This window comes from Blattabacterium cuenoti, from assembly GCF_014252015.1.
GTDB lineage: Bacteria > Bacteroidota > Bacteroidia > Flavobacteriales > Blattabacteriaceae > Blattabacterium > Blattabacterium cuenoti_U.
The window spans coordinates 476,050-489,342 of record NZ_CP059206.1 but is presented as its reverse complement, the minus strand read 5'-3'; the positions used below and the strand labels follow the sequence as shown (position 1 = coordinate 489,342).

The window sequence follows — 13,293 nt, the reverse complement described above, 5'->3', positions numbered from 1 at the left end:
TTTTCGATGAAAAATACCTTTAAGTTCAATTCGAAAATTCCAGCTAGTTCTTTAATTCATAAATGGAAAGATCATAAATCTACTTTAAAATTAGTGTCTCCTAATAACAGATCCAATATAGAAATTATTGTTGTTGGAACAGGGCTTTCCGGAGGTTCAGCTGCTGCTTCTTTATCAGAATTAGGATATCAAGTTAAAGCTTTTTGTTACCAAGATTCTCCAAGAAGAGCTCATTCTGTAGCTGCACAAGGTGGAATTAACGCTTCTAAAAATTATAAAGGAGATAATGATTCGATTTATCAACTTTTTTATGATACAATTAAAGGTGGAGATTATAGATCTAGAGAAGCAAATGTATATCGTTTAGCAGAGATCTCTTCAAACATTATAGATCAATGTGTCGCTCAAGGTGTTCCATTTGCTCGTGATTATGCTGGATATTTGGAAACTAGATCTTTCGGTGGGACAAAAGTTTCTAGAACTTTTTATGCTAAGGGTCAGACAGGACAACAACTTTTATTGGCATGTTATTCTTCTATGTCTAGACAAATAGGAACAGGAAGAATTAAGATGTATAATCGTCATGAAATGTTAGATTTAGTAATTGTGGATGGAGTAGCTAAAGGAATTATTGCGAGAAATCTCATTTCTGGAGAAATAGAAAGACATGCAGCTCATGCTGTGGTAATTGCTTCAGGAGGTTATGGAAATATATTTTTTTTGTCTACCAATGCAATGGGTTCTAACACAAGTGCTATATGGAAAGTTCATAAAAGAGGAGGGTTATTTGCTAATCCTTGTTACACTCAAATACATCCCACTTGTATTCCAGTACATGGAAATTATCAATCTAAATTAACACTTATGTCTGAATCATTGAGAAATGATGGAAGAATATGGGTACCTAAAAAATTAGAAGATGCTATTTCTATACGAAACGGAACTAAAAAACCTGAAAACATAAGTGAAGAAGATAGAGATTACTATCTTGAAAGACGTTATCCTTCATTTGGAAATCTTGTACCAAGAGATGTAGCTTCTAGAGCTGCGAAAGAACGTTGTGATAAAGGATTTGGAATAGAAAATAATGAAACTAAAGAAGGGGTATTTTTAGATTTCAATTTCTCTATAGAGAAATATGGAAAAGAAAAAGCAAATGAACTTGGAATGAAACAACGTAACTCATTGCAAGAATTAGGAAAAGAAATAATGGAATCTAAATATGGAAACTTATTTCATATGTATGAAAAAATAACCAATAATAATCCATATCAAACTCCTATGAAGATTTATCCAGCAGTACATTATACTATGGGAGGATTATGGGTGGATTATAATTTAATGTCATCTATACCAGGCTGTTATGTTATAGGAGAAGCTAATTTTTCTGATCATGGAGCAAATAGACTAGGAGCTTCTGCATTAATGCAGGGATTAGCTGATGGATATTTTATTTTACCATATACCATAGCTGATTATTTATCTTCATGTATCACAGAAAAAATATCTACAAAACATATAGCTTTTCAAGCTTCGGAAAAAAATGTCAAAAATAGAATTAAAAAACTTATTCAAAATAATGGAAATATACCAGTAGATTTTTTTCATAAAAAACTTGGAAATATTATGTGGGAATATGTAGGAATGAGTAGAAATCATTTAGGCTTATCTCAAGCTATAAAAAATATACAAGAACTTCGCGATGAATTTTGGAAAAATGTTTTTATTCCCGGAAATATTGATAATGGATTAAACTCTGAATTAGAAAAAGCCGGACGTGTAGCCGATTTTTTAGAATTAGGAGAATTAATGGCTATGGATGCTTTAAATAGAAAAGAATCTTGTGGAAGTCATTTTCGTGAAGAATTTCAAACAAAAGAAGGAGAAGCTCTTCGTGATGATGTTCATTATAAATATGTTTCTATATGGGAATATAAGGATAATTCTACCATAAGTGATGAGATTATGCATAAAGAAAATTTAAATTTTACTTTTGTAAAAATACAGTCACGTTCTTATAAATAAAAATAATAAAAGATTGTATGATCATGAAAGAACTTATGAATTTTAAGTTAAAAATATGGAGACAAAAAAGTTTTGAAGAAAAAGGTTATTTTAAAACTTATCAAATACATAATATATCTCCTAACAGTTCATTTTTAGAAATGTTAGATCTTTTGAACAACCAGATTATATGTGAAAATCAAGATTCCTCTCCTGTATCATTTGATCATGATTGTCGTGAAGGAATTTGTGGAATGTGTTCTTTATATATTAATGGAAGAGCGCATGGCCCAGATAATTTGGTTACTACTTGTCAACTTCATATGCGTCGTTTCCGTAATGGAGAAACTATATATGTAGAACCTTGGAGAGCGAAACCTTTTCCTATAATTAAAGATCTTATTGTAGATAGATCTTCTTTCGATAGAATCATTATATCAGGTGGTTTTATTTCTGTAAATACATTTGGAAAAACAATAGATGGAAATTTAATTCCAATTCCAAAAGATCAAGCAGATAAAGCTTTTGATGCCGCAACTTGTATTGGTTGTGGTGCATGTGTAGCTGCATGTAAAAATAGATCAGCAATGCTATTTGTTTCAGCAAAAGTTTCTCAGTTTGCTTTATTACCTCAAGGAAAAATAGAGAGAAAAAAAAGAGTGGTGAATATGATAAAAAAAATGGATGAAGAAGGATTTGGAAGCTGTACGAATACCAGAGCATGTGAAGTAGAATGTCCAAAAGGAATATCCACAGAATATATTTCTTTTATGAATCGTGAGTATATTCAATCATTTACTAACTAATTCTAATTCTCTTCTTATTTGAATATGGAATATTTAGATTTTGAAAAACCCATACAAGAAATACAGGATCAATATGTAAACTGTGTACTTATAGAAAAAAAAAGTGGGGTAAATATGAAAGAAGTTTGCACACAATTGCAAATCAAATTGGATAAAACCATTAAAAAATTACACAGTAATCTTACCCCTTGGCAAAGAGTACAATTATCCAGACATCCAAACAGACCCTATACTTTAGATTATATACATTCCATAACAAAAAAAGATTCTTTCATTGAATTACATGGAGATCGTCTTTTTGGTGATGATAAAGCAATGGTAGGAGGTTTTGGAAAAATAGAGGATTATACTTTCATGTTAATTGGAACTCAAAAAGGAAAAAATACCAAGGATAGACAATACAGAAGATTTGGAATGCCTAATCCAGAAGGATATAGAAAAGCCTTACGTCTGATGAAACTAGCAGAAAAATTCGAAAAACCTATTGTAACTTTCATTGATACACCAGGTGCTTTTCCTGGAATTGAAGCGGAAACAAGAGGTCAAGGAGAAGCAATAGGAAAAAATATTTATGAAATGATGTGTTTAAAAGTACCCATTATTGTTTTAATTATAGGAGAGGGAGCTAGTGGAGGAGCTTTAGGTATTGGAATAGGAGATAAGATTTCAATGATGGAAAATTCCTGGTTTTCTGTGATTTCTCCTGAAAGTTGTTCTACAATACTTTGGGGAAATCGTGATAATAAAGAAAAATCAGCAGAAGCATTGAAGCTAACAGCAGAAAATATGCATAAATTAAATTTTATAGATGAAGTAATCAAAGAACCCTTAGGAGGAGCCCATTTTTGTCCTAAAAAAGCTTATAAACTTATAAAAAAACAAATTATTAAACATTATAAACAATTATCTGAAATTAATATAGAATCTCTTATTAAAAACAGAAAAAATAAGTACATTTCTATTGGTTTTTTTGAAAAATAAATTTTAATTATTAACACATTCTATTCTACCTAATAGATCTTCTATTTATGTATTTTATTTAATATGATTTTATGAGTAACATTAAAAAACAGGAAAAAACGAATCCATTTGATTCCATAACAAAAAAAGGAAGAATTCCTCCTCAAGCATTAGATTTAGAAGAAGCAATCATAGGAGCTATTATGATTGATAAAAAAGGTTTAGATGAAGTTATTGATATACTTTTTCCTGAAGTTTTTTATAAAAAAGAACACCAAGAAATATTTTTTACAATACAAAAATTGTATCATAATTCTAATCCTATAGATTTATACACAGTTTTAAATGAACTTCGTAAGATCGGAAAATTGGAATCAATGGGAGGAGAGTTATATTTAATTGGACTAACACAAAAAGTTATTTCTTCTGCACATATAGAGTATCATAGTCGTATAGTATTACAAAAATTTATATTAAGAAAATTAATCAGCATATCTTCCAATATCATACAAAAATGTTATGAGGTCAGCACGGATGTTTTTGATCTTTTAGATCACGCTGAATCAAAACTTTTTGAGATTAATCAAAAATATTTGATAGCCAAAAAATATGAGACTACTCAATGTCTTATCCAAAAAGCTATTGAAAAAATTAAAAAAACAGAAAAAGAAGGATTAAGTGGAATTTCTTCTGGATTTCATAAATTGGATCATATTACTTCTGGATGGCAGAATTCTGATTTAATTATATTGGCTTCTAGACCTGGAATGGGAAAAACAACTTTTATGTTATCCATGGTTAAAAATATAGTTGTATATCAAAAAATACCAACTATAATTTTTTCATTAGAAATGTCTTCTATTCAACTAATTACAAAACTTATTTCATCAGAAACCGGGATTTCTTCAGAAAAAATTAAAAGAGCTAACTTAGATAAGTTAGATTGGGAACGTTTGTTACATAAAACAAAAAATTTAAAAAATGTTCCTTTATTTATAGATGATACCCCTTCTTTATCTATATTTAATTTACGTGCAAAATGTCGTCGTTTAATATCTCAACATGGTATTAAATTGATATTTATAGATTATATGCAATTAATGGGCATTAACGATCATAGTTTAAAATTGCAAAATAGAGAACAAGAAATATCAGTTATTTCTAGAAGTTTAAAATCTATAGCTAAAGAACTTGATATTCCAATCATAGCTTTATCTCAACTATCTAGAGCAGTAGAAACAAGAGGAGGAAGTAAGAGACCCGTATTGTCTGATTTACGAGAATCAGGAGCTATTGAGCAAGATGCAGATATAGTTTTATTTATTTACAGACCTGAGTATTATGGATTTAAAATATGGGATTCAGATGAAGATAATGACTCTTGTACAGGTCAAGCAGAAATTATAATTGCCAAACATAGAAACGGAGGACTAGATAAATTTCGTTTAAAATTTATAAGTGATCAAGCTCAATTTGTAAACTTAGAAGAAAAAAAACATGTTTCATTAGTTTGGGAAGAAGATTATAAAAAAAATGTTCTTAATAAAGAAAAATTTTTTATGTCTCCTCCTTATGAAGATTTTGAAAAAAATACATCATTAGAATCTAGTAATGAAAATGAAATGGATTTCAATAATGAAAATGAAATGGACTTCAATAATGAAAATTATTTAGATGAAAATATTTAATAGAATCAGTAAAATTGAATAATTGAATTTTGAATGGTTTTTTTCCAAAAAAACAGTTTGGGAAGATTGTAGAAAAAATAAAACTCTTCGAACAATAGTTATAATAACACAAATAACAATAATTTTTGGTTTAATTATAGCTTTTTTAACTTTTTCTATAGGATTTGGATTCAAAGAAATTATAAAGGATAAACTATTAAATATTAGAGGTCAAATTATTGTGTATAAAAATCATTCCACAAGTTATCCAAATTTTTCTGTAAAAAAAAAGAAATTTTTCAAATCTAATTTGGTTAAACAAATTCATGGAATTACTGAAAATAATGTACTTATTGCTACAAATAAAAGAATAGATAGATATATATTTAAAGGATTATATGAGGATTATAATCCTATTTTTTTTCAATATTTTTTAATTACGAAAGATTTTTTTAAAACAAAACTTTTATCTAATCACAATGTTATTTTATCTAAAAAAACATCCTTATTACTAGGATTAAATGTTGGATCAAATATTAAAATAGATTTTCTTTCTTTTGATAAAAAAGGTGATCCTACTATTATTTCTAATCAATTTAGAATTTCTGGTTTATATGAAACTGGAATCCCAGAATTTGATGATGTATACATTCTCGGAAATATAAGATCCATTCAAAAAATTAACGGGTGGGAAAAAGATTTAGTAGAAAAATTTGAAATTTTTGTTTCCTATGATAATATAAAGAAAAAAATTTTTGATAAAATGCCTAAAAATTTTTTTTTCAAAACTATTCAGAATAGTCATAATATTATTAAATGGATAAAAATTTTTGATATAAATATTATTGTGATTAGTTTTATTATTTTTGTATCTGTAACTATTAATATGATTGTGTTTATTTTAATACTTATCTTGGAAAGAATTAGAACTATAGGAATTTTGAAAACTTTAGGAGCTGAAAATAAAGTTATACATAAAATATTTTTGTTTTATATCATACAGATATTGATTCCTTCATTAATTATAGGTAATAGCATTGGAATCACTTTATTAATAGTGCAAAAAAAATTTCATTTTATATTATTAAATAAAATGCAATATTTTGTTGATTTTGTTCCTATCTATCTTAATATATATCATATTATCATTATCAATTTATCTATTATTTTCACTTGTTTTATAACAATATTTTTTCCTTCTTTATTTTTTATTAGTAAAACACCTACCATAAAAGTTCTAGAATTTGAATAAATCTCAGAATTTAATTTTGTATTTTTGTTTGTGATAAAAAAAATTTAATTAGTTTTTGACACTTATAAAATCTTCATCTGGAATAAGAGGAACATTGGGGGGAAAAGTTGGATATGGTTTATCTCCCATAGATATAATTCAATTTGCTGCAGGATATGTTTCCTGGATGAAAAGGAAATATAAAAATAAAAAAAAATTTGTTTTAATATTAGGTAGAGATGGAAGAATTTCTTCTGTTTTATTCCAACAATTTTTAATAATAACTTTTCAAAGTCTTGGAGTAGATGTAGTAAACATTGGTTTATCTACAACCCCTACAGTTGGAATTGCTGTGATATGTGAGAAAGCGGATGGGGGTGTAATGTTAACAGCAAGTCATAATCCTAAGAATTGGAATGGATTAAAAATGTTTAATTCTCATGGAGAATTTTTATATGAGGAAGATTTTAAAAAATTGTTTTCTATAGTAGAGAAAAAATATTTTAATTTCTCTTCATACAAAAAATTAGGTAATCTTTTTTATAAAAAGAATTATATTCATCAACATATAGAAAAAATTCTTTCATTACCTATCATAGACAAAAATATAATTCAAAAAGCTAAATTAAGAATAGTAATAGATGGAATTAATTCTACAGGAGGTATCGCAGTTCCTATTTTATTAAAATATTTGGGAGTTCATGTTATTAAAATGTATTGTGATCCTCATGGAAATTTTGTTCATAATCCTGAGCCTATTGAAAAAAACTTAAGAGAAATATGTAAAAAGGTGCCGGATATAAAAGCCGATTTAGGAATTTCCGTTGATCCTGATGTAGATCGAGTGGTATTTATATGCGAAAACGGAGATTTTTTTGGGGAAGAATATACTTTAGTATCCATAGCAGATTATATATTGGAAAATAAATTAGGACCTATTGTTTCTACATTATCTTCTTCTCATGCATTAAAAGATCTTTCTATAGAAAAAGGAGTTCCTTACTATTCAACTCCTGTTGGAGAAATACATGTTGTAAAAAAAATGAAAGAAGTACACGCTGTTGTTGGTGGAGAAGGAAATGGAGGTGTTATTTATCCTGATTTACGTTATGGAAGAGATGCTTTGATTGGAATTGCTTTATTTTTAATGAGAATAGCTAAACTAGCTAATATTCCATTATCTGAATTAAAAAAAAAATATTCCAATTATTTTATGTCGAAAAAAAAAATTCGATTTTCTTCTCATGATAAAATCAGAACATTATTAAAAAAAATAAAAAAAAAATATAAAGGAAAAAAAATGGATTTTAGTGATGGAATCAAAATTTATATTAAATATAATGAATGGATACATATAAGGAAATCAAATACTGAAAATATTATTAGAATATATACAGAAAGTTCTTCAAAGAAAAGAGCAGATTTTTTATCAAAAAAAATTATATACGATATAAAAGAATTATAATATAATTATGTTTCAAAATATTATAAAATATACAGAAGATAAATTTTTATCTAAAAATCATTTTCCATTGTTTCATTCAGGAGATACAATCACTGTTTTTTTTGAAATTAAAGAGGGAGAAAAAAAAAGAATTCAATCTTTTAAAGGAGTGGTTATAAAAAAACAAGGAAAAGGGTTAACTAAAACATTTACTATTCGTAAAATAAGTGCAGGAATAGGTATAGAACGTATATTTATTTTCAATCAACCTAACATACAAAAAATAGAGGTTAATAAGAAAGGAAAAGTACGAAGATCAAAAATTTATTATTTTAGAACTCTAAAAGGAAAAAAAGCAAGAGTAAAAAGCTAAAAAGCGAAAAAAAGAGAATCTATTACTCTTTTTTCGCTTTTACTTTATTTATTATTTTTATCGTTCTCCTCAGTTGTCACTTTTTCTTTTTCAGATGTATTGTTTTCCTCATTCCCATTATTGTTTTTTGAGGAATCCTCACTAGTTGCAGGAGGTGTAGTTGAGTTAGTGGAATCAGTTTGATTTTCATTATTATTAGCTGTCTTTTCCTCTTCTGTTGTAGTAGAGTTGCTTTCATTTTTATTTTTGTTGTTGCAACTGATAGTAAACAAAAATATTGCTAACAAGATCGTAGTGACTGTAATTCTTAATTTTTTCATCATAATCGATAGTATTTCAGTTATTACATATTCTGGGCAAATTTATATAAAAATTTGGAATGAAAAAATATATCATGATTTGTATTTTTTTTTAATAAAATATAAGTTGATTTTATTTTTTCTCTTTAGTTTGAAAATAAGAATATTATGTTTTTATGAACTTATGAACTATTGAAAAAAAATTATATATTTTTAAAATAAAAAATATGTCTTTAAATAAAAAGATTTTAAAAGAAGCTCTTACTTTTGATGATGTTTTACTTGTTCCTTCTTATTCTTCAATTCTTCCATCAGAAGTTTCTCTTAAAACTTCTCTTACTCTTGATATTATTATGAATATACCTATACTAAGTGCTGCTATGGATACAGTAACGGAATCTTCTTTAGCTATCTCTATTGCTAGAGAAGGAGGGATTGGTATCATTCATAAAAATATGAATATAAAAAATCAATCAGAAGAGGTTTATAGAGTTAAAAGAAGTGAAAGTGGAATGATAGATGATCCTATTACTCTTTCCAGAAATTCAACATTAAGATATGCTCAATATCTTATGAAAAAATATAAGATTTCCGGATTACCTGTAATAGAAAAAAATCATTCGTTAGTAGGGATTATTACCAGAAGAGATATAAAATATCGTGTGGATTTGGATACTTTAGTAGAAGAAGTAATGACTAAAGAAAAATTAATTACATCTAGAAAAAATATAACATTAGAAAAAGCTAAAAATATTTTATTGAAAGAAAGAATAGAAAAATTACCTATTGTGGATGATTATAATAAATTAGTAGGATTAATTACTATTAGAGATATTGATAATTTAATTGAGTATCCTAATGCTTGCAAAGATTCTAGAGGACGTTTACGTGTAGGTGCAGCAGTTGGTATAGACAAAAAAACTTTAGAAAGAGTAGAATCTTTAGTAAAAGTAGGAGTAGATATTATAGCTATAGATTCTGCACATGGACATTCTTTTAGAGTATTAGAAACAATAAAATTAATCAGAAATTCTTTTCCGGAAATAACATTGTTAACAGGAAATGTAGTGACTATGGAGGGAGCTAAAGATTTGATAGATGCCGGTTCAACTGTTTTAAAAGTAGGAATTGGATCTGGTTCTATTTGTACAACAAGAGTCATATCTGGAGTAGGTATGCCCCAAATAACAGCTATTAATGATGTATATGAATATGCTAAAAAAAGAAATGTAAACGTTATTTCTGATGGAGGGATCAGATATTCAGGAGATGTAGTAAAAGCTATTGCTGCTGGAGCTAGTTCTGTTATGATTGGAAGTTTATTTGCTGGAACAGATGAAGCCCCAGGAGAGGAAGTTATTTTTCAAGGAAGAAAGTTTAAAACTTATGTAGGAATGGGTTCTTTAATAGCTATGAAAAGAGGAAGTAGAGATCGTTATTTTCAATTTAACGAAAAATCTGTTCCAGAAGGAATAGAAGCTATAGTTCCTTATAAAGGTAAAATGAAAGATGTAATTTATCAAATTTGTGGAGGTCTACGTTCCGGAATGGGATATTGTGGTGTTTCCACTATCAAAGAACTGATAAAATCAGGTAAATTTGTAAGAATAACTAATTCCGGGTTAAAAGAAAATCATCCACATAGTGTAAATATTACTAAAGAATCTCCTAATTATTTTAATTATAGTAAATAAAAAATACCCGGAACGGGATTTGAACCCGTACGATCACAATGATCACAGGATTTTAAGTCCTGTGTGTCTACCAATTCCACCATCCGGGCACATTTAAAAAGCGAGAAACGGGATTTGAACCCGCGACCCCGATCTTGGCAAGATCGTACTCTACCAACTGAGCTATTCTCGCACCCATTTATATATAATGACTAATTTAAATACACTTTTATATATATAGCAAATTTTAATCATCTAATATATTTTTGATTTCGTGAATTTTTATAGTAGCATCTTGTAGAGATAAAGAATCAATATTTTTTATTGTTTTTAAAGAAAAAATTATTTTTTTCAATAAAAAAAAAACTTTTTTTGTATTAATTTCTTTTTTATTTTTTTCTAATGCATTTAATATTTTTTTTGCTCTTTCAATGATTTCTGTTGGCATTCCCGATATTTTTGCTACATAAATTCCGAAACTATGTTCACTTCCTCCAGCTATTAATTTTCGCATAAAAATAATATTATCATTTATTTTTTTTATAGAAATATGATAATTTTTTATTCTTTTAAAAAAAAAACTCATTTCATTTAATTCATGATAATGTGTAGCAAATAAAGTTAGAGGACGTGAATTTTTTTCATGTAAAAATTCTATAATAGATTTGGCTATTGAAATTCCATCATAAGTACTTGTACCTCTTCCTATTTCATCTAAAATGATAAAACTTCTTTCAGAAATATTATTTAATATATTTGCAGTTTCATTCATTTCTACCATAAAAGTAGATTCTCCTAAAGAAATGTTATCAGATGCACCTACTCTACTGAATATTTTATCTATTAATCCTATTTCTGCATATTTAGCAGGAACGAAACTTCCAATATGAGCCATCAATATAATAATAGCAGTTTGACGTAAAATAGCTGATTTTCCTGACATATTAGGACCTGTGATAATTAATATTTGTTGATTTGATTTATTTAAAATCATATCATTAGGAATGTAAGAAGTTTTGGCTATAAATTGTCTTTCAATAACTGGATGTCGTCCTTTTATTATAGATATTTTTAAAGAGTCATTTACTTTTGGTTTTACATAATTATTTTCTAATGCTAAACTAGAAAAAGAATATAATACGTCTAATTTAGCAATTAGTTTTGCATTTTGTTGTAAAGGTTTTATATTTTCTAATATTTTATTGATGAGATTGTTAAATATTTTTTTTTCCAAGTAAAATATTTTTTGTTCTGCATTTAAGATTTTTAACTCGTAATTTTTTAATTCTTCAGTAATATATCGAATAGAATTCGTCAATGTCTGTTTTTGCACCCAGTGAGAAGGGACTTTTCCTTTTTTAGAAATTCTAACTTCAAAAAAATATCCAAATATATTGTTATATCCAATTTTTAAATTATTAATTCCTGTTTTGGATTGTTCTATTGAACAAAGTTTTTCTAAATATTCTTTTTGATAAAAATACATCATGCGAATTTCATCTAGTTCTTTAGAAAATCCTTTAATTATAACATTTCCTTTTCCCTTTTCAATTTGATGTGGAGGATTTTCTTGTATTGTATTAGCAATTTTTTCACATATAAAATTGCAATCTTGAAAAGAATCTCCAATATTTTTAAAAATTTTGGATTTTTGAAATAAAAATTTTTTTTGTATTTCAGTTATATAAATCAAAGATTTATATAACGTATACATTTCACGTGGAGAAATTTTTCCAATGGCTAGTTTAGAAATTATTCTTTCTATATCATAAACATTTTTAAGTTTTGTTTTTATAAAAGCGCGTATAATATTATCAATGTATAATTCTTGCACTATTTGATGACGTTTTTTTATATGAAATAAATTTTTTAAAGGAAAAAGAATCCAATTTTTCAATAACCTACCTCCCATAGGAGTAATTGTATGATCTAGTATATTTATTAAAGAAACACCTTCTTTGTTCAAAGGATGGAATATTTCTAAATTTCGAAAAGTAAAATCATCAATACACATGTGTTCTTCTTTTTTTATTCTTCGTATTTTAGAAATATGTTTTATATTGAAATGTAAAGTGTTATGTAAATAAGATAAAACTACTCCACAAGAAATAATCCCTAATTTTAAATCATTAATACCAAACCCTTTTAAAGAATTGATTTTAAAGTGTGATATTAATTTTTCATATGCAAGTGAATAATTAAATATCCAATCTTCCATTAAAAAAGTATAGTATTTTCCTTTTAATAATTGATCAAAAAATTTTTTTTCTTTTTTTTGAAAAAGTATTTCACTAGGATGAAAATGTTTTAGATATTGCAAAATATTATTTTTTGTATCTTCTGTTACAAAAAATTCTCCAGTAGAAACATCTAAAAAACTTAATCCGAAATTTTTATTTTTTTCTACATGAATTGATGCTAAAAAATTATTTGATTTAGGGGATATAATATTTTCATCAATAGCTATTCCTGGTGTTACAAGTTCTGTTACACCTCTTTTAACAATATTTTTTCCTTTTTTTGGTTCTTCTAACTGATCACAAATAGCTACACGAAATCCTGAACGTATCAATTTTGGTAAATAGGTACTCAAAGAATGATAAGGAAAACCCGCTAAATGTAAATGAGATCGTTTAGTTAAAACAATATTTAACGTTTGAGAACATTTAATGGCATCCTCTCCAAAAGTTTCATAAAAATCTCCAACTTGAAATAATAAAATTGTATCTGGATATTTAGTTTTTATATCGTTATATTGCTTGATTAATGGAGTTTCTTCTTTTTTTTTGCAATAAAGAGTTTCGTTTTTATTCATATCAAAATATAATTTATTAAA

10 protein-coding genes and 2 tRNA genes are annotated in these 13,293 nt (G+C 26.7%); 8 read left to right on the top strand and 4 right to left on the bottom strand.

Annotated elements, in window-relative coordinates; genetic code table 11:
- Nucleotides 1–6: 6 nt before the first annotated feature.
- The 7 genes from H0H50_RS02400 (at nucleotide 7) to rplS (ending at nucleotide 8,485) form a co-directional block, all read left to right on the top strand.
- Nucleotides 7–2,025: a fumarate reductase/succinate dehydrogenase flavoprotein subunit gene (locus tag H0H50_RS02400; RefSeq protein WP_185867032.1), complete on the top strand. Its 2,019-nt coding sequence runs from the start codon at nucleotides 7–9 to the stop codon at nucleotides 2,023–2,025.
- 23 nt (nucleotides 2,026–2,048) lie between these two features.
- The gene (locus H0H50_RS02395; RefSeq protein ID WP_185867031.1) at nucleotides 2,049–2,810 is read left to right on the top strand and encodes a succinate dehydrogenase/fumarate reductase iron-sulfur subunit; all 762 of its coding nucleotides are present in this window, start codon (nucleotides 2,049–2,051) and stop codon (nucleotides 2,808–2,810) included.
- A 24-nt stretch (nucleotides 2,811–2,834) separates the two neighbouring features.
- Entirely contained in the window at nucleotides 2,835–3,791 is a 957-nt protein-coding gene (locus tag H0H50_RS02390) for an acetyl-CoA carboxylase carboxyltransferase subunit alpha (protein WP_185867030.1), read from the top strand.
- Nucleotides 3,792–3,862: 71 nt separating this feature from the next.
- Complete coding sequence (gene dnaB, locus H0H50_RS02385; RefSeq protein WP_185867029.1) at nucleotides 3,863–5,458, top strand: replicative DNA helicase; 1,596 nt, start codon at nucleotides 3,863–3,865, stop codon at nucleotides 5,456–5,458.
- Between the two features lie 22 nt (nucleotides 5,459–5,480).
- Nucleotides 5,481–6,689 carry an ABC transporter permease gene (locus tag H0H50_RS02380; RefSeq protein ID WP_185867028.1) on the top strand — a complete coding sequence of 403 codons (1,209 nt, stop codon included), beginning with the start codon at nucleotides 5,481–5,483 and terminating at the stop codon, nucleotides 6,687–6,689.
- Between the two features lie 55 nt (nucleotides 6,690–6,744).
- Nucleotides 6,745–8,133 carry a phosphoglucosamine mutase gene (gene glmM, locus H0H50_RS02375; RefSeq protein WP_185867027.1) on the top strand — a complete coding sequence of 463 codons (1,389 nt, stop codon included), beginning with the start codon at nucleotides 6,745–6,747 and terminating at the stop codon, nucleotides 8,131–8,133.
- Between the two features lie 7 nt (nucleotides 8,134–8,140).
- Nucleotides 8,141–8,485: a 50S ribosomal protein L19 gene (gene rplS / locus H0H50_RS02370; RefSeq protein ID WP_185867026.1), complete on the top strand. Its 345-nt coding sequence runs from the start codon at nucleotides 8,141–8,143 to the stop codon at nucleotides 8,483–8,485.
- Nucleotides 8,486–8,529: 44 nt separating this feature from the next.
- Here rplS and H0H50_RS02365 read toward each other — a convergent pair whose 3' ends face one another.
- Nucleotides 8,530–8,808 (bottom strand): hypothetical protein, encoded by a 279-nt coding sequence (locus tag H0H50_RS02365; protein WP_185867025.1) that lies wholly within the window; start codon nucleotides 8,806–8,808, stop codon nucleotides 8,530–8,532.
- A gap of 203 nt (nucleotides 8,809–9,011) precedes the next feature.
- Here H0H50_RS02365 and guaB point away from each other — a divergent pair, with 203 nt between their 5' ends.
- Nucleotides 9,012–10,478, top strand: coding sequence for an IMP dehydrogenase (guaB, locus tag H0H50_RS02360; RefSeq protein ID WP_185867024.1), 1,467 nt, complete (start codon nucleotides 9,012–9,014; stop codon nucleotides 10,476–10,478).
- A 4-nt stretch (nucleotides 10,479–10,482) separates the two neighbouring features.
- Here the strand turns inward: guaB and H0H50_RS02355 are convergent.
- The 3 genes from H0H50_RS02355 to mutS form a co-directional block, all read right to left on the bottom strand.
- Nucleotides 10,483–10,567: transfer RNA gene (locus tag H0H50_RS02355), tRNA-Leu, on the bottom strand.
- Nucleotides 10,568–10,577: 10 nt separating this feature from the next.
- Nucleotides 10,578–10,650: transfer RNA gene (locus tag H0H50_RS02350), tRNA-Gly, on the bottom strand.
- Between the two features lie 54 nt (nucleotides 10,651–10,704).
- Nucleotides 10,705–13,272 (bottom strand): DNA mismatch repair protein MutS, encoded by a 2,568-nt coding sequence (gene mutS, locus H0H50_RS02345; protein WP_185867023.1) that lies wholly within the window; start codon nucleotides 13,270–13,272, stop codon nucleotides 10,705–10,707.
- Nucleotides 13,273–13,293: the final 21 nt, after the last annotated feature.

Excerpts from the sequence above, each read along its gene's own strand:
- H0H50_RS02400 (WP_185867032.1), top strand. The coding sequence starts at position 7 with ATGAAAAATACCTTTAAGTTCAATTCGAAAATTCCAGCTAGTTCTTTA.
- H0H50_RS02395 (WP_185867031.1), top strand. The coding sequence starts at position 2,049 with ATGAAAGAACTTATGAATTTTAAGTTAAAAATATGGAGACAAAAAAGT.
- H0H50_RS02390 (WP_185867030.1), top strand. The coding sequence starts at position 2,835 with ATGGAATATTTAGATTTTGAAAAACCCATACAAGAAATACAGGATCAA.
- dnaB (WP_185867029.1), top strand. The coding sequence starts at position 3,863 with ATGAGTAACATTAAAAAACAGGAAAAAACGAATCCATTTGATTCCATA.
- rplS (WP_185867026.1), top strand. The coding sequence starts at position 8,141 with ATGTTTCAAAATATTATAAAATATACAGAAGATAAATTTTTATCTAAA.
- H0H50_RS02365 (WP_185867025.1), bottom strand. The coding sequence starts at position 8,808 with ATGATGAAAAAATTAAGAATTACAGTCACTACGATCTTGTTAGCAATA.
- guaB (WP_185867024.1), top strand. The coding sequence starts at position 9,012 with ATGTCTTTAAATAAAAAGATTTTAAAAGAAGCTCTTACTTTTGATGAT.
- mutS (WP_185867023.1), bottom strand. The coding sequence starts at position 13,272 with ATGAATAAAAACGAAACTCTTTATTGCAAAAAAAAAGAAGAAACTCCA.